Source organism: Streptomyces sp. Mut1, assembly GCF_030719295.1.
In the GTDB taxonomy this organism is placed as follows: Bacteria; Actinomycetota; Actinomycetes; order Streptomycetales; family Streptomycetaceae; genus Streptomyces; species Streptomyces castrisilvae.
Map to the genome: position 1 here is coordinate 5,618,247 of NZ_CP120997.1, position 18,959 is coordinate 5,637,205.

The following is an 18,959-nucleotide window of genomic DNA, read 5'->3' on the forward strand; positions in this document are numbered from 1 at the left end:
GCGCACGCCGAGAGCACGCACCAGACGCCGCGGGCTGATCCACGAGGATCCGCCGGACAGGCCCTAGTGAGGATCGTCGGTCTTTTGTGCAGGGTTGCCCCTGCGGACATCTCGCGGACGCATCAACGCGTTTACTACGACGCGTTCACCACACCGAACACTTCAGCCGCATCGAGCGCCGCGGCTGACACGCGCCAGGCCGTCACCGCGGCGAGTAGGGGCCGGCCACCGCCGGCGGGAGGGGTCAGAGGCACTGTGACCGCACCGATCGAGACCACCGGACCGGCTGCCGAGGCGCAGCCGGAGGCAGTACTCACGGGAGTCAAGCAGAGCCAGATCGAGGGCCGTTCGCTCGGACAGATCGCCTGGTCGCGCTTCAAGCGCGACAAGGTGGCGGTGGCCGGCGGCATCGTTGTCATCCTGCTGGTCCTGCTCGCCGTGCTCTCCAAGCCGATCCAGGCCCTCTTCGGTCTGGACCCCAACGAGTTCCACCAGGAACTCATCGACCCCGCGCTGCTCGCGCCCAAGGGCGACTGGGGCGGCATCAGCTGGAGCCACCCGCTGGGCGTCGAGCCGCAGTACGGGCGGGACATCATGACCCGCGTCATCGAGGGCTCCTGGGTCTCCCTGGTCGTCGCCGTCGGCGCGACCCTGCTCTCCGTCGTGATCGGCGTCTTCTTCGGCGTCGTCTCCGGCTTCTACGGCGGCTGGGTGGACACCCTCATCAGCCGCATGATGGACACCTTCCTCGCCTTCCCGCTGCTGCTCTTCGCGATCTCCATCTCGGCGGCGCTGCAGGACGGGGCGTTCGGCCTGGAGGGGCTGCCGCTGCGCATCGCGGTCCTCATCTTCGTGATCGGGTTCTTCAGCTGGCCGTACATGGGCCGCATCGTCCGCGCCCAGACCATGAGTCTGCGCAATCGCGAATTCGTGGAAGCGGCGCGGTCGTTGGGCGCCCGCGGGCCCTTCATCCTCTTCCGGGAGCTGCTGCCGAACCTGGTGGCGCCCATCCTCGTGTACTCCACGCTGCTCATCCCCTCGAACATCCTCTTCGAGGCGGGGCTCAGCTATCTCGGTGTCGGTATCGCGCCGCCGCAGGCCTCCTGGGGCGGGATGCTCACCAACGCGATCGACTTCTACCGGAACGACCCGATGTACATGATCGTGCCGGGCGTGGCCATCTTCGTCACGGTCCTGGCGTTCAACCTGCTGGGAGACGGGCTGCGTGATGCCCTCGACCCCCGTAGCAAGTAGGAGAGTCCGGGCGCTCGCCACCACGGCGGGCGACAAGTCACGGCAACCATCGATTGAGGGGAATGTCCTCAGGTGAAGACCAGAAAAACGACAGCGGTGGTCGCCACAGCTGTGGTCCTGATGCTGGGAGCGTCCGCGTGCAACGGCTCCAAGGACGACAACGGCGGCGGCAAGGGCGGCAACGGCGGCTCGGGTGCCACTGACGCCGCGCTGACGTCGATCGTCAACCCGTCGGACAAGGCGGGTGGCACCGTCAAGATCGAGATGTCGGACGAGCCCGACTCCCTCGACCCGGGCAACACGTACTACGGCTGGGTGCAGAACATCTCCCGCCTGTACGGCCGGACCCTGACGGCGTTCAAGCCGGCTGCCGGCAAGGACGGCCTGGAGATCGTCCCGGACCTCGCGGAGGGCCTCGGCAAGCCGAGCGCCGACGCGAAGACGTGGACGTACACGCTGAAGAAGGGGCTCAAGTTCGAGGACGGGACCCCGATCACCTCGAAGGACGTCAAGTACGCCGTCGAGCGCTCCAACTTCGCGCCGGAGGCCCTGTCCAACGGCCCGACGTACTTCAAGGCCCACCTCGCGGGCGGCGACAAGTACAAGGGTCCGTACAAGGACAAGAACCCGGACGGCATCGCCTCCATCGAGACGCCGGACGACTCCACGATCGTCTTCAAGCTGAAGGACGCCTTCGCGGACTTCGACTACCTGGCGACCTACTCGCAGACGGCCCCCGTGCCGGCCGCGAAGGACAAGGGCGCCGACTACGTCAAGCACATCGTCTCCTCGGGCCCGTACAAGTTCGAGTCGTACGACGCCGGCCGCGGCGCGACCCTCGTGCGCAACCCGAACTGGGACAAGAAGACCGACCCGATCCGCCCGGCCCTGCCGGACAAGGTCACGCTCCGCTTCAAGGTCAAGCAGGAGACGGTCGACAGCAACCTCATCGCCGACAACATCACCGTCGACGGTGCCGGCACCGGTGTCGCCCCGGCGACCCAGCCGGACGTGCTGACCAAGCCGAACCTGAAGAAGCAGACCGACAACTCGTACGCGGGCGCCACCTCGTACCTCGGTCTGAACGTCAACGTGAAGCCGTTCGACAACGTCCACTGCCGCAAGGCCGTGCAGTGGGGCATCGACAAGGCGTCGGTCCAGGCCGCGCAGGGCGGCGACCCCAAGGGTGACGTCGCCACCACGCTGCTGCCGCCGACCGTCAACGGCTACACCAAGTTCGACCTGTACGAGTCCGCCGGCCACAAGGGCGACGAGGCGAAGGCCAAGGACGAGCTGAAGCAGTGCGGCCACCCGAACGGCTTCGACACCAAGATCTCGGCCCGCTCCGACCGCCCCGCCGAGATGGCCATGGTCACCGCGGTGCAGGCCTCGCTCAAGAAGATCGGCATCAACGCCGACATCAAGAGCTTCCCGGCCGGCAAGTACTTCCAGAACTTCGCGGGCAACCCCAGCTACGTGCACTCCAACAAGCTCGGCATGATCATGATGGCCTGGGGCGCGGACTGGCCGACCGGCTTCGGCTTCCTGGACCAGATCATCAACGGCTCGGCCATCAAGCCGTCCGGTGGTAACAACATCGCCGAACTGAACGACCCGAAGATCAACAAGATGCTCGACGAGGGCATCGCCAACACCGACGCCGCCGCCCGTGAGAAGACGTGGGGCGAGATCGACAAGGCGGTCGCCGAAGGCGGCACCATGGTGCCGCTGATCTACCGCAAGAACCTGCTGCTGCGCCCGGTCTCCGCGACGAACGTCACGGTCACCCAGGCCTACCTCGGCATGTACGACTACGTGCTGATGGGCTCCGCCAAGTAGGAACGGTCCCGCTCCCCGGGCCGTGCGCACGCACGGCCCGGGGAATGGCCCCGACCCCCCAGATTTGTCCCGAAAGGCAGGTGAAGGCACGGTGTCCGACCTCCGGGGTCACCCCCGGCGAGCGGAGACCGGCGCCGGATAGCTGTGGCTGCGTACATCATCCGACGCGTCTTCGGCGCGGTGCTGCTGCTGCTGATCGTCAGCGCAGTCACCTTCGCGATCTTCTTCCTCGTCCCCCGGATCGCCGGGCAGACGATGGATCAACTGGCAGCCCAGTACGTGGGCAAGGACGCCAACCCGCTGTCCATCCAAGCGGTCAAGGAGAACCTCGGCCTGGACCAGCCGCTGTACCTCCAGTACTGGCACTTCCTCAAGCAGATCTTCGTCGGCGCCGACTTCACCTTCGGTCCCGAGGTCTCGCACTGCGGCGTGCCGTGCTTCGGCTACTCCTTCAAGAACCACATCGAGGTCTGGCCCGAGCTGACCGCGCGTATCCCGGTCACCTTCTCGCTGGCCGTCGGCGCGGCCGTGATCTGGCTGCTCAGCGGGGTGGCGATCGGTGTCGTCTCCGCGCTCAAGCGGGGTTCGCTCCTGGACCGCTTCTTCATGGGCGTCGCGCTCGCCGGTGTCTCCCTGCCGATCTTCTTCACCGGAATGCTGGCCCTGGGTGTGTTCACCGTGCAGTGGCCCGTCTGGGAGGGCATCAACTACGTCCCCTTCACGGACAGCCCGCTGGACTGGGCCTGGAACCTGATCGTCCCGTGGTGCTCGCTGGCCTTCCTCTACTCCGCGCTCTACGCCCGCATCACCAGAGCCGGGATGCTGGAGACGATGGGGGAGGACTACATCCGTACGGCCCGCGCCAAGGGCCTCAGGGAGAGCCGGGTCATCGGCAAGCACGGTCTGCGGGCCGCGCTCACTCCGATCGTGACCATCTTCGGCATGGACTTCGGCCTGCTGATCGGTGGCGCCGTCATCACCGAGACCGTGTTCTCCTTCCCCGGGATGGGCCAGTACGCCATCAAGAGCGTGCAGGAGAACGACCTCCCGATCGTCATGGGCGTGACGCTCGTCGCCGCCTTCTTCATCGTCATCTGCAATCTGCTGGTGGATCTGGTGTACGCCGCCATCGACCCCAGGGTGAGGCTCTCGTGACCGAGCTTTCCAAGACCGCGACGCCGGACGGGCAGCCGCCCGCACCGGGCGCCGGCGACGACGAGGCCTTCCTCTCCGTACGGGATCTGCGTATCCACTTCCAGACCGACGACGGCCTGGTCAAGTCGGTCGACGGCGTCAGCTTCGACGTGAAGCCGGGCCGGACCCTGGGCATCGTCGGCGAGTCCGGCTCTGGCAAGTCCGTCACCTCGCTCGGCATCCTCGGCCTGCACCGCACCGCCCCCAACGCCCGCATCTCCGGCGAGGTCCTGCTGGACGGCGAGGAGCTGCTCGGTGCCTCCGACGACCGGGTGCGCGAGCTGCGCGGCCGCAAGATGGCCATGATCTTCCAGGACCCGCTGTCCGCGATGCACCCGTACTTCACGGTCGGCGCGCAGATCGTGGAGGCGTACCGGGTCCACAACAAGGTCAGCAGGAAGACCGCCCGCACCCGGGCCGTCGAGATGCTGGACCGGGTCGGCATCCCCGAGCCGCACAAGCGGGCCGACGCCTACCCGCACGAGTTCTCCGGCGGCATGCGTCAGCGCGCGATGATCGCGATGGCCCTGGTCAACAACCCGGAGCTGCTCATCGCCGACGAGCCGACCACCGCCCTGGACGTCACCGTCCAGGCGCAGATCCTGGACCTGATCCGGGACCTGCAGAAGGAGTTCGGCTCCGCCGTCATCATGATCACCCACGACCTGGGCGTCGTCGCCGAGATGGCCGACGACCTGCTCGTGATGTACGGCGGCCGGTGCGTGGAGCGCGGCCCGGCGGAGAAGGTCTTCTACGAGGCCCAGCACCCGTACACCTGGGGCCTGCTCACCTCGATGCCGCGCATCGACCGCGAGGAGACCGAGCGGCTGATCCCCGTCAAGGGCCAGCCGCCGTCGCTGATCAACGTCCCCGACGGCTGCGCCTTCAACCCGCGCTGCCCGTACGCGGACATCCCCAAGGACAACCTCACCCGCACGACGCGTCCCGAGCTGGAGCCGGTCGGCGACGGCCACTTCTCGGCCTGCCACATGGCGCCGGAGGAGCGGACCCGGATCTGGACCGAAGAGATTGCGCCGAAGCTGTGAGCGAGGCGAGTGAGGTGAGCGGTGTGAGCGAGAAGAAGGACGCCCCGGTGCTGCAGAAGGACGCGAAGATCCCGGAGCAGCCCACCGGCCCGCGCGAGCCGCTGCTCAGGGTCGAGGGGCTGGTCAAGCACTTCCCGATCCGCAAGGGCCTCTTCCAGCGGCAGGCCGGGGCGGTCAAGGCCGTCGACGGCATCGACTTCGAGGTGTACCCGGGGGAGACCCTGGGCGTCGTCGGCGAGTCCGGCTGCGGCAAGTCCACGATGGGCCGGCTCATCACCCGGCTGATCGAACCGACCGGCGGCAAGGTCGAGTTCGAGGGCCGCGACATCACGCACCTGTCCATGGGGCAGATGCGGCCGATGCGCCGCGACGTCCAGATGATCTTCCAGGACCCGTACTCCTCGCTGAACCCGCGCCACACCATCGGCACGATCGTCAGCGCGCCCTTCCGGCTCCAGAAGGTCGAGCCCGAGGGCGGCCTCAAGAACCACGTGCAGGAGCTGCTGTCGCTGGTCGGGCTCAGCCCCGAGCACTACAACCGCTACCCGCACGAGTTCTCCGGCGGGCAGCGCCAGCGCATCGGCATCGCCCGCGCGCTCGCCCTGCGCCCCAAGCTGGTCGTCGCCGACGAGCCGGTCTCCGCGCTGGACGTGTCGATCCAGGCGCAGGTGGTGAACCTGCTGGACGACCTCCAGTCCGAGCTGGGGCTCACCTACGTGATCATCGCGCACGACCTCTCGGTCATCCGCCATGTCTCGGACCGGATCGCGGTGATGTACCTGGGCAAGGTGGTCGAGCTGGCCGACCGCAAGTCGCTGTACTCGGCGCCGATGCACCCGTACACCAAGGCCCTGATGTCCGCGGTGCCGGTGCCGGACCCGCGCCGCCGGGGGCTCAAGAGCGAGCGCATCCTGCTCAAGGGCGATGTGCCCTCGCCGATCTCGCCGCCCTCCGGCTGCCGGTTCCACACCCGGTGCTGGAAGGCCACGGACATCTGCAAGACGCAGGAACCGCCGCTCCTCACGCTGGGGACCGGCCACCAGGTCGCCTGCCACCACCCGGAGAACGCGCCGGACCAGGCCCCCGGGCAGCAGGTGCTCGCCGAGGCCCCGGATTCGCCCCAGGACGGCCCGAAGGAGTAGTACGGGCACAATTGCCCGGTGCTCAACGAACTGTTCACGCCCTCCGTCCAGCATGCGCTCGACATCGCCGGGATCTTCGTCTTCGCGATCTCCGGCGCTCTGCTCGCCGTACGCAAGAACTTCGATGTCTTCGGCATCGCGGTGCTCGCCGAGGTGACCGCGCTGGGCGGAGGGCTGTTCCGTGATCTGGTCATCGGCGCGGTGCCGCCGGCCGCCTTCACGGACCTGGGTTACTTCACCACCCCGCTGCTCGCCGCCGGCCTGGTCTTCTTCCTGCACCCGCACGTGGAGCGCATCCAGGTCGGCGTCAACGTCTTCGACGCCGCCGGTCTCGGCCTGTTCTGCGTCACCGGCACGGTGAAGGCGTACGACTACGGCCTCGGCCTCACCTCGTCGGCGGCGCTGGGCCTGGCCACCGCGGTCGGCGGCGGCGTGCTGCGGGACGTGCTGGCCAACGAGGTGCCCTCGCTGCTGCGCTGGGACCGTGACCTGTACGCGGTGCCCGCCATCGTCGGGGCCACCATGATCGCGCTCTGCATCCGCTTCGGCACGCTCAACACCCTGACCAGCGGTGCGGCGGTGATCACCGCGTTCGCGCTGCGGCTGCTGGCACTCCGCTTCCACTGGCGGGCCCCGCGCGCCTACAACCGGCGCTCGGCGCGGGCGGACGAGGCGTGACGGCCTCCTGAAACAAAAAGCTACCGGCTGGTAATTCAATCGGTGTACGGTGCTTTTCATGGCACAGGCAGCAGACCAGGCGGCGGCGCAGACCGCGCGGGCAACCATCGGGAACAGCGAGTTCGACCGGGACACCACCGTCACGCTCCGCGAAGAGGGCGTCTACGACGCCGAGCTCTCGGCCGGCTGGACGATCATCCACGCGGTCAACGGCGGCTATCTGCTGGCGATGCTCGGCCGCGCCCTCGGCGAGGCCCTGCCGCACGCGGACCCCTTCACCGTCTCCGCGCACTACCTGACCGCGTCCGTGCCCGGCCCCGCCGTGATCCGCACCGAGACCGTCCGCACCGGCCGCACCCTGTCCACCGGGCAGGCGTCCCTCTTCCAGTACGCCGAGGACGGCACCGAGGTCGAGCGCATCCGGGTCCTCGCCACCTACGGCGACCTGGACGCGCTCACCGACGACGTCCGCACCGCCGCCAAGCCCCCGGCCATCCCGCCGCGCGAGCACTGCCTCGGCCCCAGCGACGGCCCCGCCCCCATCCCGGGCAGCTCCGCCATCACCGAGCGGCTCGACATCAAGCTCGACCCGGCGACCATCGGCTGGGCGATCGGACAGCCCTCCGGTAAGGGCGAGATGCGCGGCTGGTTCGGCCTGGCCGACGGCCGTGACCCCGACCCGCTCTCCCTGCTGCTCACCGTGGACGCGCTGCCGCCGACCTCGTTCGAGCTGGGGCTCAAGGGCTGGACCCCGACCATCGAACTCACCACCCACATCCGCTGCCGCCCGGCCCCCGGACCGCTCCGCGTCTCCATCACCACCCGCAACCTGGCGGGCGGCTTCCTGGAGGAGGACGCGGACGTCTGGGACAGCGCCGACCGCCTGGTCGCCCAGTCCCGCCAGCTGGCCCGCGCCCCGCGCAGCTGACGCGGCGGCCCCGCGCGGCTGCCACGGCGGCGGCGGTGGTCCGGGGGGTGCCGGTGCGGTGAAATCCGGCCGGCTGCTCCCGATCCCGCTGCTGCTCCAGCCCCGCCGTCCGGTCCCCGCCACCGAGCCGGCCGAGCGCCCCGACGTCGCCGTACGCACCATCCCGCGCCGCGCTCTGCCTCGACGAGGCGATCGGCCCGGCGCTGCGCGGTGCCGGCCGCCCGCGCGGCGGCGGTCGTGGCGCTGCGCGAAGGGCGCTAGCTCTTCTGCGGCGCGGGGTCGCCCTGGCTCTGCGGCGCGGGTTCGTCGTCCAGCCAGTGCAGGGCGCCGAGCGTGACCAGGCGGAGGCGGCGCCGGGCGACGCGGGCGACCCGCGCGGCGCCGTCCGGGCCCGCGTCCAGCATCGCGGACGCCGTGAGCACCATGTGGTCCACGTACAGGCCGCCCAGCATCTGGAGGTCCTCGTCGGCCCAGCCCCGGGACTCCGGTTCCGTCGCGAGGGCCGCCGCCACCTCGTCGGCGAACAGCCGGAGCTGGGCCGCGATGGCCTCGCGGACCGGGCCGACCCCGCCGTGCTGCTCGCGGGCGATGAACCGGAAGTGGGCGGGCTGCTCCCGCACATGACGGGTGATCAGGTCCACGCTCCGGTCCAGCCGGACCTCACTGTCGCCCGTCTCGGCGAGTATCGCGCCGATCATGCCGTGCAGGCTGCCCAGCGTCTGTTCGACCAGGGATACGCCGAGCGCGGGGACGCTCTCGAAGTGCCGGTAGAAGGCGGTGGGGGTGATGCCCACCGCCCGGGTCACCTCGCGCAGGCCCAGGCTGCTCAGGCTCTGGTGTTCCAGCAGGACGAGCGCGGCGTCCAGCAGCGCCTGGCGCGTCTTCAGCTTCTGGCTCTGGCGGGTGCCGACGGTGTGACTCACACCATTCAGTAAACAACTGTTCTCCGGGGCGGGGAAGGGTCTCGCGGGTTTAGACTCATGAGTCAGTGAACACTCGTACTCCGAACTGTCGCTCTCCGCATGGTCCGGCTCGCACGCGCACACGGAAAGGCCGCACATGATCGTCCTCGTCGCCGCCCTGCTCCTGCTGGGGATCGTGCTCGGCGCGGTGGCCCAGATCCCTCTCCCGCTGACGCTCGTCCTCGGGGCGCTGATCGGCTGCTGGCTGCTCGTCTTCGCCGTACGCGAGCGGACCCGCCGCTCGCAGTGACGGCAGCCCCCGATCCGTACCGTCCCGTACCGCCCCATGCCCGAAGGAGTCCGCACCATGACGCACACCGCGTACGCCCGTCGCACCACATCCGCGAGCGGGACCGGGACCGAGAGCGGGACCGGGGCCGGCCCCGCGCCCGCGCCGCGTTCCACCCGGGACGCCGACGGGCTCGCCGTCGCCTCCTTCGTGCTGGGCCTCGTCGGGCTGCTGGTGATGAACATCCTGCTCGGCCCCGCGGCCATCGTCATGGCGCTCGTCGCCCTGGCCCGTTCCACCGCCCGGCGCGGCCGCGCCTTCCTCGGCCTCGCGCTCGGCGTCGCCGACCTGGTGGTCCTGGCCTTCCTGGTCACCGGAAACGGCGTCGTCACCTGGGACTTCGGCGGCTGACCGGCGCCGCCGCGCCGCGGCGCGCGGCCCCGGGACCCCATGCGCCCGGCGCACCCCCACCGCGGGCTCGTAGAATCGAGCCCACCATGGCTTACCTCGACCACGCCGCGACCACGCCGATGCTCCCGGAGGCGATCGCGGCGCTGACCGCCCAGCTCGCCGTCACCGGCAACGCGTCCTCACTCCACGCCGCCGGGCGCCTGGCCCGCCGTACCGTCGAGGAGTCCCGGGAATCCCTCGCCGACGCCCTCGGCGCTCGCCCCAGCGAGGTGGTCTTCACCTCCGGCGGCACCGAGTCGGACAACCTCGCGGTGAAGGGCCTGTACTGGGCCCGCCGCGACGCCGACCCCCGCCGCACCCGGGTCCTGGCCAGCCCCGTCGAGCACCACGCGGTGCTCGACGCGGTCGACTGGCTCGCCACCCACGAGGGCGCGAACGTCGAATACCTCCCCGTCGACACCTACGGGCGCGTCCACCCCGAGGTGCTGCGCGAGGCGGTCCTGCGCGACCCCGACGACCTTGCGCTGATCACCGTGATGTGGGCCAACAACGAGATCGGCACCGTCCTGCCGGTACGCGAACTGGCGGCGGTGGCCCGCGAGTTCGACGTACCGATGCACGCGGACGCGGTGCAGGCCTTCGGGCAGCTCGATGTGGACTTCGCCGCCTCCGGGCTGGCCGCCATGACGGTGAGCGCGCACAAGATCGGCGGCCCGACCGGCGTCGGCGCGCTGCTGCTGGGCCGCGAATACACCCCCGTGCCCGTCCTGCACGGCGGCGGGCAGGAGCGCCATGTCCGCTCCGGCACCCTGGACGTGCCCGGCATCACCGCGTTCGCCGTCGCCGGACGGCTCGCCGCCGACCGGCGCGAGGACTTCGCCCGGGAGATCGGCGGGCTCCGCGACCAGCTGGCCGACGCCGTCCTGGCACAGGTCCCCGACGCCCTGCTGGGCGGCGACCCGGCCCCCGGCGGGCGGCTGCCGGCCAACGCGCACTTCACCTTCCCCGGCTGCGAGGGCGACTCGCTCCTGCTGCTGCTCGACGCGCAGGGCATCGAGTGCTCGACCGGCTCAGCCTGCACCGCCGGGATCGCCCAGCCCAGCCACGTCCTGCTCGCCACCGGCACCGACCCGGACCTGGCCCGGGGCACCCTGCGCTTCTCGCTCGGCCACACCTCCACCAAGCAGGACGTCGAGGACGTGGCCCAGGCGATCGGCCCGGCGGTCGCACGGGCCAGGACGGCAGGGCTCAGCTAAGGCCTGTCCGCTCCACGCCCGCCGTCCGCTCCACCGTCTTCTCGCCGGTCTACGCCTTCTCCGACGCGGGCGCCGTGGCCGCGCGCCGGACCAGCTTCAGGTAGCGGTCCCAGTCCCAGCCCCGGCCCGGGTCCGTGTGGTCGGCCCCCGGCACCTCCACGTGCCCGATGATGTGCTCGCGGTCCACCGGAATCCCGTACCGCCCGCAGATCGCCGCGGTGAGCCGGGCGGACGCCCCGTACATCGCGGCGGTGAAGTCCTGGGGGCGCTCCACGAAGCCCTCGTGCTCGATGCCCACGCTGCGTTCGTTGTACGAGCGGTTGCCCGCGTGGAACGCCACGTCCAGCTCGCGGATCATCTGCGTCACATGGCCGTCCTTGCGCACCACGTAATGGGCGGCCGCCCGGTGTCCCGGGTCCTGGAAGGCGCGGACCGCGCTGCTGAAACTGCCCTGCGTGACATGGATGACCACGCGGTCGATGCCGTAGTCGTCGGGGCGGTCGGCGCGACGCCAGTTGGCCTCGGAGGCGGCCGCCCACTCGGCCCGCGCGTAGTCCACGGCGCCGGGTGTGCGCGGCTTCTCCACGCCGGGCAGCCGCCACCAGGCCCGCTTAAGCGGATCCCGCGCCAGCGCCGCCGTACCGACGGCCGTGACGGCGCCGCCGATCAGCACCGAGCGCCGGCTGATGCCGGTCCCGGTGCCGGATCCCGCCGTCCCCTTGGTCCCCATGTCAGGGACAACGCTTATCCGCGAGCTTTCGGTTCCCGCCCCCACGTACCCTGGGGGAGCTATGACTGAGACTCCCCAGCGCCCCCTCCGTGTGCTCGCCGCCATGTCGGGCGGTGTCGACTCCGCCGTCGCCGCGGCCCGTGCCGCCGAGGCGGGCCACGACGTGACCGGTGTGCACCTCGCCCTCTCCGCGAACCCGCAGTCCTTCCGGACCGGCGCCCGCGGCTGTTGCACGATCGAGGACTCCCGGGACGCCCGCCGCGCCGCGGACGTCATCGGCATCCCCTTCTACGTCTGGGACCTGGCGGAACGCTTCCGCGAGGACGTCGTGGAGGACTTCGTCGCCGAGTACGAGGCGGGCCGCACCCCCAACCCGTGCCTGCGCTGCAACGAGAAGATCAAGTTCGCCGCGCTGCTGGACAAGGCCCTCGCGCTCGGCTTCGACGCGGTGTGCACCGGCCACTACGCCACGGTGGTCCCCGGCGCCGACGGCAGCCGCGAGCTGCACCGCGCGTCGGACATGGCCAAGGACCAGAGCTATGTGCTCGGCGTCCTGGACGAGCGCCAGCTCGCCCACGCGATGTTCCCGCTCGGCGACACCCTCACCACCAAGGACGAGATCCGCGCCGAGGCCGAGCGCCGGGGCCTGGCCGTCGCCAAGAAGCCCGACAGCCACGACATCTGCTTCATCGCCGACGGTGACACACAGGGCTTCCTCGCGGACCGCCTCGGCGGCCGGGCCGAGGGCGACATCCTGGACGAGTCCGGTGCGAAGCTCGGCACCCACGAGGGCGCCTTCGGCTTCACCATCGGCCAGCGCAAGGGCCTGCGCATCGGCCACCCGGCCCCCGACGGCAAGCCGCGCTACGTCCTGGACATCTCCCCGGTGAACAACACGGTGACCGTCGGCCCGGTCGAGGCCCTCGACGTCACCGCGCTCACCGCGATCAAGCCCCGCTGGTGCGGCACCCCGCCCTCCGGCCCGGGGACGTACACCGCCCAGCTGCGCGCCCACGGCGGCGAGACCGAGGTGAGCGCCGAGCTGACCGACGGCACCCTGCGCGTCACGTTCACCGAGCCGGTACGGGGCGTGGCCCCCGGCCAGGCGGTCGTGCTCTACGACGGCACGCGCGTGGTCGGCTCCGCGACGATCGCGACGACGGGAGACGGCGGGGGCACCCGCCTCCTGACTGAGCGGTGAGGGCGCTGCCGGGGGCTGCGGCGAAACGCGTGCCCGGCCCCCGGCTCGGCTGTACGTCGACGGCGGCACGGACGCCGCGATGCGCCCGACCGCCCAGCCCACCGCCCTGCGCCCCTGACCCCGCGAGGACCCGGCACACCCGGACCCCGCACGGCCGCGCCCGACCCCAGTACGGGCGTGGCCGTGCGGGGAGCCCACGGCCCCCCGGTCCCGCCGGCGCCCGTCAGGACGCCTGGCGGACGTACACCTCACGGCCGAAGAACTCCGCCAGCACCGGGGCGACCACCTGGGGTGCCGGCTCGCGGGTCTGGCCCGTCAGCGTGCGGTGGCGGCCCCGGGGCAACGCGTCCGCCAGCTGCCGGGTCGCCGTCCACGGGCTCGCCGGACCGGCGCCGCCGCAGACCACCAGGGTCCGCGCCCTGACCGGGGCGAACCGGGCGGCCGGCACCGAGCCGTCGCCCAGCACCGCGTCGTCGTAGGCCAGTGTGTGCGCCACGGATTCCAGGGTCCGCCACAGCGGCGCCCTCCGCATCCTGGCGACCAGGCCGGCCGGGACCCCGGTGACCGTCAGGAACAGCTCCACAGCCCCGCCCCGGTCCCCGGCGGCCAGCAGCCGGTGCAGCCGGTCCGTGCGGTCGGCCTTGAGCAGCAGCCCGTCAGGACCCGGCGTGTACGGCGGCTCGTACACCGCGAGGCGGGCCGCGCCCAGCCCGGCGGCCTGCGCCTCCAGGGCCAGCGCGCCGCCCGCCCCGACACCGAACACCGAGGGCGAGCCGCCCGTCACGGCGGCCAGCGCCGCCAGGTCCTCGATCTCGCGTTCCACCGCGTACCGCGCCCCGTCGCCGCTGGCGCCCCGGCCGCGCCGGTCGTACGTGACGACCTGGAAGCGCGGCGCGAGCAGCCGGGCGAGCGGGGCTTCGGTGTCCGCAGTGGCCAGCGCCCCGCCCACCAGGATCACCGGCGGCCCGTCGCCCCGGCGCCGGTAGGCGAGGGGAGTGCCGTCGCGAGAGGGAATCGTGTCCATGGGAGGGTGGACCGCCGGGCCGCCGAAAACTCATCGGCGCCCGGGGAAAGACTTATTGACGAAGCGTCAGCGGGCGACCAGCTCGGTGTCGTAGAAGCAGAAGTGGTCCTTGATCGCCTCCACTTCGGCCTTCGGCTCCTCGTACGCCCAGACCAGATCGGCCGCACCCGGCAGCGACCAGTACGAGGCGTCCCCCTTGAACGGGCAGTGCGTGCGGGTGTCCGAAGGCGTCAGCAACTCCGTACGGACGTCCTCGGGCGGCAGGTAGTAGCGGACCGGACAGCCCGTCTCGCGCAGGACGAGCGGGCGCCGGCTCTCGGCGAGCAGCAGACCGTCGCGGACCACGCGCACATGCTCGGTGCCGGGCTCGACGGTGATGTGGTGTCCTCGGGTGGCAGTCATATCTCTCTCAGCCGTCCCCGGGGCGGGATTCTTCCCCGGTTGCCGGTCCGCCGGCGGCGGGCTCTACCGTGGCAGCCATGAACATCTGCGTCTTCCTCTCCGCCGCCGACCTTCCCGACCGCTACACCGTGCCCGCCCGTGAATTCGCCGAGCTGATCGGCCGCGGCGGCCACACCCTGGTCTGGGGCGGCTCGGAGAGCGGGCTGATGAAGGTCGTCGCCGACGGCGTGGAGGAGGCGGGCGGGAAGCTCGTCGGGGTTTCGGTCGACTTCCTGGCGGCCAAGGCGCGGACCGGGGCCGACGAGATGGTCATCGCGCGCGACCTCGCCGAGCGCAAGGCCCTCCTCCTGGAGAAGGCCGACGCGGTCGTGATCATGGTCGGCGGCACCGGGACGCTGGACGAGGCCACCGAGATCCTGGAGCTGAAGAAGCACGGCAAGCACACCAAGCCGGTCGTCCTCCTCAACACCGCGGGCTTCTACGACGGGCTGCGCGAGCAGTTCCGGCGGATGGAGGACGAGGGCTTCCTGCCGCTGCCCCTGACCGAGCTGGTCTTCTTCGCCGAGGACGGGGTCGGCGCCCTGGCCTACCTGGAGGAGTCGGCCGGCCTGCAGTGACCGGGGCGCCGGGTGCGACGATGGGGCCATGTCCACTCACCTCATCACCGGTGCCGGCTCCGGCATCGGCGCAGCGGTCGCCCGCCGTCTCGCCGAGCGCGGGGACGATCTCCTCCTCCTGGCCCGCGACGCGGGCCGCGCCAAGGAGCTGGCCGCGCTCCACCCCGGTGCCCGCACCCTCGTCGGCGACCTGTCCAACCCGGACCGGCTCTCCTGGGCCTTCGCCCAGCAGCCGATGCCGGACCGGCTCGACTCGCTGCTGCACATCGCGGGCGTCGTCGCACTCGGCCGGGTCGGCGAACTCACGCCCAAGGCCTGGCACCTCCAGCTCAACGCCAACCTCGTCTCGCCCGCCGAGCTGACCCGCCTCCTGCTGCCCCAGCTGCGCGTCGCCCAGGGGCACGTCCTGTTCGTCAACTCCGGCGCCGGGCTCTCCGCGAGCCCCGAGTGGAGCGCCTACGCCGCGAGCAAGCACGGGCTGAAGGCGCTCGCCGACTCGCTGCGCCACGAGGAGCACGGCAACGGCGTCCGGGTCACGTCCGTGTACCCCGGCCGCACCGCCAGCCCCATGCAGGCCAGGGTCCACCAGCAGGAGGGCAAGGAGTACGACCCCGCCCGCTGGATCGACCCCGAGTCCGTCGCCACCACGATCCTGATGGCGCTCGACCTGCCCCGCGACGCCGAGGTCAACGACCTCACCGTGCGCCCCGGCCGCTGACCCCCGGGGCACGCCCGTAGGCTTCCCGCGTGAGCGAGAAGAGCGAGTTCAGGGACTGCCCGGCCACCGGGATCGGTTCGATGCCCGGAGGGGACGCACGGGAGGCGGCGAAGACCGTCACCGGCTCCTTCGCGGACGGCCGGGGCATGCCGCACCTGGCGGAACTTCCCGGACGCGGGCCCGGCGCGGACATGATCGGGCGGACCATCGGGCTGCTGGCCGAGATCTACGGGCACGTCGAGCCGAGCGGCTGGCGGATCAGCGACCGGCCGGGCCGCGACACCCGCCGGGCCAGGTCCTGGCTCGGCGAGGACCTGGACGCCCTGGAGGAGTTCACCCAGGGCTACGAGGGCCCGCTCAAGGTGCAGGCCGTCGGGCCCTGGACCCTGGCCGCCGCCCTGGAACGCCGGGGCGGCGAGGCGTTCCTCGGCGACCCCGGCGCCTGCCGCGACCTGGCGGAGTCGCTCGCCGAGGGGCTGCGCGGCCACCTCGCCGAGGTCCGGCGCCGGGTGCCGGGCGCGCGCCTCGCCCTCCAGCTGGACGAACCCTCCCTCACCGCGGTGCTGCGCGGCCGGGTCAGGACCGCGAGCGGCTACCGCACCTACCGGGCCGTGGACCGCCAGGTCGTGGAGGACACCCTGCGCGAGGTGCTGGCCGCGGCGGGCGGGGCCGCGACGCTCGTGCACACCTGCGCCCCCGAGGTGCCGTTCGCGCTGCTGCGCCGGGCCGGGGCGGGCGGGATCTCGTTCGACTTCTCCCTTCTCACCGAGCGTGAGGAGGAGGCGGTCGGGGAAGCCGTCGAGGGCGGCACCCGGCTGTTCCTCGGGGTGGTGCCGGGCACCGACCCGGCCTCGGGCCAATTGTCGGACCCGGGCGGTAGCGTCATGGGTGTCAGGACGCTGTGGCGCAGGCTGGGGCTGAATCCGGGGACTCTGACCGAGTCCGTGACGGTCACCCCCTCGTGCGGTCTCGCGGGCGCGTCGCCCGCGTACGCACGGGCCGCGCTCGCCCATTGCGGCCGGGCCGCCAAATCGCTTGCGGACAACCCTGAGTAACGGGGCGTTGGGTAACGGGAGGACGGGACGATGGCCGGCGAAGAGCAGACAGCGGTGCCAGTGGAGGCGCGGGATCGGCACGATCTCCTCGCGGAACAGATCGAGGAGCACCGCTTCCGGTATTACGTGAACGACCAGCCGGTCGTCAGCGACGCCGAGTTCGACCGGCTGATGCGCGAGCTGGAGGGACTGGAGGAGGCCCACCCCTCGCTGCGCTCGCCCGACTCGCCGACCCAGAAGGTCGCCGGCCCCTACCGCACGCAGTTCACCTCCGTCGAGCACCGCGAGCCGATGCTCTCCCTGGACAACGCCTTCGACGACGAGGAGCTGTCCGCCTGGGGCGAGCGCGTCGCCCGTGACGTGGGCCGCCCCGGCTACCACTTCCTGTGCGAGCTGAAGATCGACGGCCTCGCCGTCAACCTCACCTACGAGAACGGCGTGCTGACGCGGGCGGCGACCCGCGGCGACGGCCGCACCGGCGAGGACATCACGCCCAACGTCCGCACCATCGCCGACATCCCGCACCGGCTGAAGGGCGACCGGATCCCGCCGCTGGTCGAGATCCGCGGCGAGGTCTTCTTCCCGATGGAAGGGTTCGAGGAGCTGAACGCCCGGCTGGTCGAGGCCGACGACAAGCCCTTCGCCAACCCGCGCAACGCGGCGGCCGGTTCGCTGCGCCAGAAGGACCCCAAGGTCACCGCCACCCGCCCGCTGCACATGGTGGTGCACGGCATCGGCGCCCGCGAGGGCTTCGACATCGACTGCCTCTCGCACGCCTACGAGCTGCTGCGCGAGTGGGGCCTGCCCACCGCCAAGTACAACAAGGTGGTCGACTCCCTCGCCGGCGTACGGGAGTTCATCGCGTACTTCGGCGAGCACCGGCACTCCGTGGAACACGAGATCGACGGCGTCGTCGTCAAGCTGGACGAGATCCCGCTCCAGGGCCGGCTGGGCTCCACCTCGCGCGCCCCGCGCTGGGCCATCGCCTGGAAGTACGCCCCGGAGGAGGTCAACACCAAGCTGGTCAACATCCGCGTCGGCGTCGGCCGCACCGGCCGCGTCACCCCGTACGCCCAGGTCGAGCCGGTCGTGGTGGCCGGCTCCGAGGTCGAGTTCGCCACCCTCCACAACCAGAACGTGGTCCGCGCCAAGGGCGTGCTCATCGGCGACACGGTGGTGCTCCGCAAGGCCGGTGACGTCATCCCGGAGATCCTCGGGCCCGTCGTCGACCTCCGCGACGGCACGGAGCAGGCGTTCGTCATGCCGACCCACTGCCCCGAGTGCGGGAAGGAGCTGAAGCCCATGAAGGAGGCGGACGTCGACGTCCGCTGCCCCAACGCCCGCTCCTGCCCGGCCCAGCTGCGCGAGCGCGTCTCCTACCTCGCCGGCCGCAAGTGCCTGGACATCGACCACTTCGGATACGTGGTCGCCGCGGCCCTCACCCGGCCGCTGGAGCCCGCCGAGCCGCCGCTGCGCGACGAGGGGGACCTCTTCGGGCTGACCGTGGAGGAGCTGCTGCCGATCCGGGCCTACGTCCTCGACCAGGACAGCGGGCTGCCCAAGCGCGACCCGAAGACCGGCGAGGAGAAGACGGCCCTGGTCTTCGCCAACCAGCAGGGCGAGCCCAAGAAGAACGCCCTCGCCATGCTGGACGCCATCGCCGCCGCCAAGCAGGCCCCGCTGGCCCGCGTCCTCACCGGGCTCTCCATCCGCCACGTCGGCCCGGTCGCCGCCCGTGAGCTGGCCCGTCAGTTCCGGTCCATCGACCGCATCGAGGAGGCCACCGAGCAGGAGCTCGCCGACGCGGACGGGGTCGGGCCGATCATCGCCGCCTCGGTCAAGCAGTGGTTCGCCGAGGACTGGCACCGCGAGATCCTGCGCAAGTGGCGCGAGGCCGGAGTCCGGATGGAGGACGAGGGGGCCGGCGAGGACGAGGGGCCCCGGCCGCTCGAAGGGCTCACCGTCGTCGTCACGGGCACATTGACCGGCCACACCAGGGACGGCGCGAAAGAGGCCCTCCAGAGCCGGGGCGCGAAGGTCACCGGTTCCGTCTCGAAGAAGACCGCCTTCGTCGTGGTCGGCGACAACCCCGGCTCCAAGTACGACAAGGCGGTGCAGCTGAAGGTCCCCGTGCTGGACGAGACCGGCTTCGCCGTGCTGCTCGACCAGGGCCCGGACGCGGCCCGCGAGGCAGCGGTCCCGGCCGAGGGCCGGGCCGCGGAGCCCGCGCCGGAGGAGGACGCCGCACCCGGAGAGTGAAGGGTCGCCGACGC

General features: G+C 71.5%; 19 protein-coding genes. 15 read left to right on the forward strand and 4 right to left on the reverse strand.

Annotation, left to right across the window (positions count from 1 at the left end; genetic code table 11):
- Nucleotides 1-255: 255 nt before the first annotated feature.
- The 7 genes from P8A18_RS24560 (at nt 256) to P8A18_RS24590 (ending at nt 8,081) form a co-directional block, all read left to right on the forward strand.
- Nucleotides 256-1,254: an ABC transporter permease gene (locus tag P8A18_RS24560; protein ID WP_018553189.1), complete on the forward strand. Its 999-nt coding sequence runs from the start codon at nt 256-258 to the stop codon at nt 1,252-1,254.
- A gap of 72 nt (nt 1,255-1,326) precedes the next feature.
- Nucleotides 1,327-3,093 (forward strand): ABC transporter substrate-binding protein, encoded by a 1,767-nt coding sequence (locus P8A18_RS24565; RefSeq protein WP_306057681.1) that lies wholly within the window; start codon nt 1,327-1,329, stop codon nt 3,091-3,093.
- Between the two features lie 144 nt (nt 3,094-3,237).
- Nucleotides 3,238-4,248 (forward strand): ABC transporter permease, encoded by a 1,011-nt coding sequence (locus P8A18_RS24570; RefSeq protein ID WP_018553191.1) that lies wholly within the window; start codon nt 3,238-3,240, stop codon nt 4,246-4,248.
- Nucleotides 4,245-5,333 (forward strand): ABC transporter ATP-binding protein, encoded by a 1,089-nt coding sequence (locus P8A18_RS24575; protein ID WP_306057684.1) that lies wholly within the window; start codon nt 4,245-4,247, stop codon nt 5,331-5,333. Before P8A18_RS24570 ends, P8A18_RS24575 begins: the two co-directional genes overlap by 4 nt.
- A gap of 47 nt (nt 5,334-5,380) precedes the next feature.
- Nucleotides 5,381-6,475 (forward strand): ABC transporter ATP-binding protein, encoded by a 1,095-nt coding sequence (locus P8A18_RS24580; RefSeq protein WP_306061121.1) that lies wholly within the window; start codon nt 5,381-5,383, stop codon nt 6,473-6,475.
- 18 nt (nt 6,476-6,493) lie between these two features.
- Nucleotides 6,494-7,153, forward strand: coding sequence for a trimeric intracellular cation channel family protein (locus P8A18_RS24585; protein WP_306057687.1), 660 nt, complete (start codon nt 6,494-6,496; stop codon nt 7,151-7,153).
- A 58-nt stretch (nt 7,154-7,211) separates the two neighbouring features.
- The gene (locus P8A18_RS24590; protein ID WP_306057689.1) at nt 7,212-8,081 is read left to right on the forward strand and encodes a thioesterase family protein; all 870 of its coding nucleotides are present in this window, start codon (nt 7,212-7,214) and stop codon (nt 8,079-8,081) included.
- 257 nt (nt 8,082-8,338) lie between these two features.
- Here P8A18_RS24590 and P8A18_RS24595 read toward each other — a convergent pair whose 3' ends face one another.
- Nucleotides 8,339-9,004 carry a TetR family transcriptional regulator gene (locus P8A18_RS24595; protein ID WP_306057692.1) on the reverse strand — a complete coding sequence of 222 codons (666 nt, stop codon included), beginning with the start codon at nt 9,002-9,004 and terminating at the stop codon, nt 8,339-8,341.
- Between the two features lie 136 nt (nt 9,005-9,140).
- Here P8A18_RS24595 and P8A18_RS24600 point away from each other — a divergent pair, with 136 nt between their 5' ends.
- The 3 genes from P8A18_RS24600 (at nt 9,141) to P8A18_RS24610 (ending at nt 10,939) form a co-directional block, all read left to right on the forward strand.
- Nucleotides 9,141-9,293 (forward strand): hypothetical protein, encoded by a 153-nt coding sequence (locus P8A18_RS24600; RefSeq protein ID WP_018553198.1) that lies wholly within the window; start codon nt 9,141-9,143, stop codon nt 9,291-9,293.
- A gap of 57 nt (nt 9,294-9,350) precedes the next feature.
- A complete protein-coding gene (locus tag P8A18_RS24605) occupies nt 9,351-9,683 on the forward strand; it encodes a DUF4190 domain-containing protein (RefSeq protein ID WP_306057694.1) in 333 nt (110 codons plus the stop codon).
- 86 nt (nt 9,684-9,769) lie between these two features.
- A complete protein-coding gene (locus tag P8A18_RS24610; protein WP_306057698.1) occupies nt 9,770-10,939 on the forward strand; it encodes a cysteine desulfurase family protein in 1,170 nt (389 codons plus the stop codon).
- A gap of 49 nt (nt 10,940-10,988) precedes the next feature.
- Here P8A18_RS24610 and P8A18_RS24615 read toward each other — a convergent pair whose 3' ends face one another.
- Entirely contained in the window at nt 10,989-11,669 is a 681-nt protein-coding gene (locus P8A18_RS24615; protein ID WP_306057700.1) for an N-acetylmuramoyl-L-alanine amidase, read from the reverse strand.
- Nucleotides 11,670-11,730: 61 nt separating this feature from the next.
- On the opposite strand from P8A18_RS24615, the gene mnmA reads away from it, so the two are divergent.
- A complete protein-coding gene (gene mnmA / locus P8A18_RS24620) occupies nt 11,731-12,870 on the forward strand; it encodes a tRNA 2-thiouridine(34) synthase MnmA (RefSeq protein WP_306057702.1) in 1,140 nt (379 codons plus the stop codon).
- Between the two features lie 223 nt (nt 12,871-13,093).
- Here the strand turns inward: mnmA and P8A18_RS24625 are convergent, their stop codons facing one another.
- Complete coding sequence (locus P8A18_RS24625) at nt 13,094-13,894, reverse strand: alpha/beta fold hydrolase (RefSeq protein ID WP_306057704.1); 801 nt, start codon at nt 13,892-13,894, stop codon at nt 13,094-13,096.
- A 66-nt stretch (nt 13,895-13,960) separates the two neighbouring features.
- Nucleotides 13,961-14,296, reverse strand: a complete 336-nt coding sequence (locus P8A18_RS24630; protein ID WP_306057706.1) for a DUF427 domain-containing protein — start codon at nt 14,294-14,296, stop codon at nt 13,961-13,963.
- Nucleotides 14,297-14,373: 77 nt separating this feature from the next.
- Between P8A18_RS24630 and P8A18_RS24635 the strand changes: the two genes are divergently transcribed.
- The 4 genes from P8A18_RS24635 to ligA are packed head-to-tail and all read left to right on the forward strand — an operon-like array spanning nt 14,374 to nt 18,945.
- On the forward strand, nt 14,374-14,913 hold the full coding sequence (locus P8A18_RS24635; protein WP_306057707.1) for an LOG family protein: 540 nt from the start codon (nt 14,374-14,376) through the stop codon (nt 14,911-14,913).
- A 28-nt stretch (nt 14,914-14,941) separates the two neighbouring features.
- Nucleotides 14,942-15,631 (forward strand): SDR family oxidoreductase, encoded by a 690-nt coding sequence (locus P8A18_RS24640; RefSeq protein WP_306057709.1) that lies wholly within the window; start codon nt 14,942-14,944, stop codon nt 15,629-15,631.
- A gap of 29 nt (nt 15,632-15,660) precedes the next feature.
- Nucleotides 15,661-16,686: a methionine synthase gene (locus P8A18_RS24645; protein WP_306057711.1), complete on the forward strand. Its 1,026-nt coding sequence runs from the start codon at nt 15,661-15,663 to the stop codon at nt 16,684-16,686.
- Nucleotides 16,687-16,716: 30 nt separating this feature from the next.
- The gene (gene ligA / locus P8A18_RS24650; protein ID WP_306057713.1) at nt 16,717-18,945 is read left to right on the forward strand and encodes an NAD-dependent DNA ligase LigA; all 2,229 of its coding nucleotides are present in this window, start codon (nt 16,717-16,719) and stop codon (nt 18,943-18,945) included.
- Nucleotides 18,946-18,959 lie beyond the last annotated feature (14 nt).

Excerpts from the sequence above, each read along its gene's own strand:
- P8A18_RS24590 (WP_306057689.1), top strand. The coding sequence starts at position 7,212 with ATGGCACAGGCAGCAGACCAGGCGGCGGCGCAGACCGCGCGGGCAACC.
- P8A18_RS24600 (WP_018553198.1), top strand. The coding sequence starts at position 9,141 with ATGATCGTCCTCGTCGCCGCCCTGCTCCTGCTGGGGATCGTGCTCGGC.
- P8A18_RS24605 (WP_306057694.1), top strand. The coding sequence starts at position 9,351 with ATGACGCACACCGCGTACGCCCGTCGCACCACATCCGCGAGCGGGACC.
- P8A18_RS24610 (WP_306057698.1), top strand. The coding sequence starts at position 9,770 with ATGGCTTACCTCGACCACGCCGCGACCACGCCGATGCTCCCGGAGGCG.
- P8A18_RS24615 (WP_306057700.1), bottom strand. The coding sequence starts at position 11,669 with ATGGGGACCAAGGGGACGGCGGGATCCGGCACCGGGACCGGCATCAGC.
- mnmA (WP_306057702.1), top strand. The coding sequence starts at position 11,731 with ATGACTGAGACTCCCCAGCGCCCCCTCCGTGTGCTCGCCGCCATGTCG.
- P8A18_RS24625 (WP_306057704.1), bottom strand. The coding sequence starts at position 13,894 with ATGGACACGATTCCCTCTCGCGACGGCACTCCCCTCGCCTACCGGCGC.
- P8A18_RS24630 (WP_306057706.1), bottom strand. The coding sequence starts at position 14,296 with ATGACTGCCACCCGAGGACACCACATCACCGTCGAGCCCGGCACCGAG.
- P8A18_RS24635 (WP_306057707.1), top strand. The coding sequence starts at position 14,374 with ATGAACATCTGCGTCTTCCTCTCCGCCGCCGACCTTCCCGACCGCTAC.
- P8A18_RS24640 (WP_306057709.1), top strand. The coding sequence starts at position 14,942 with ATGTCCACTCACCTCATCACCGGTGCCGGCTCCGGCATCGGCGCAGCG.
- ligA (WP_306057713.1), top strand. The coding sequence starts at position 16,717 with ATGGCCGGCGAAGAGCAGACAGCGGTGCCAGTGGAGGCGCGGGATCGG.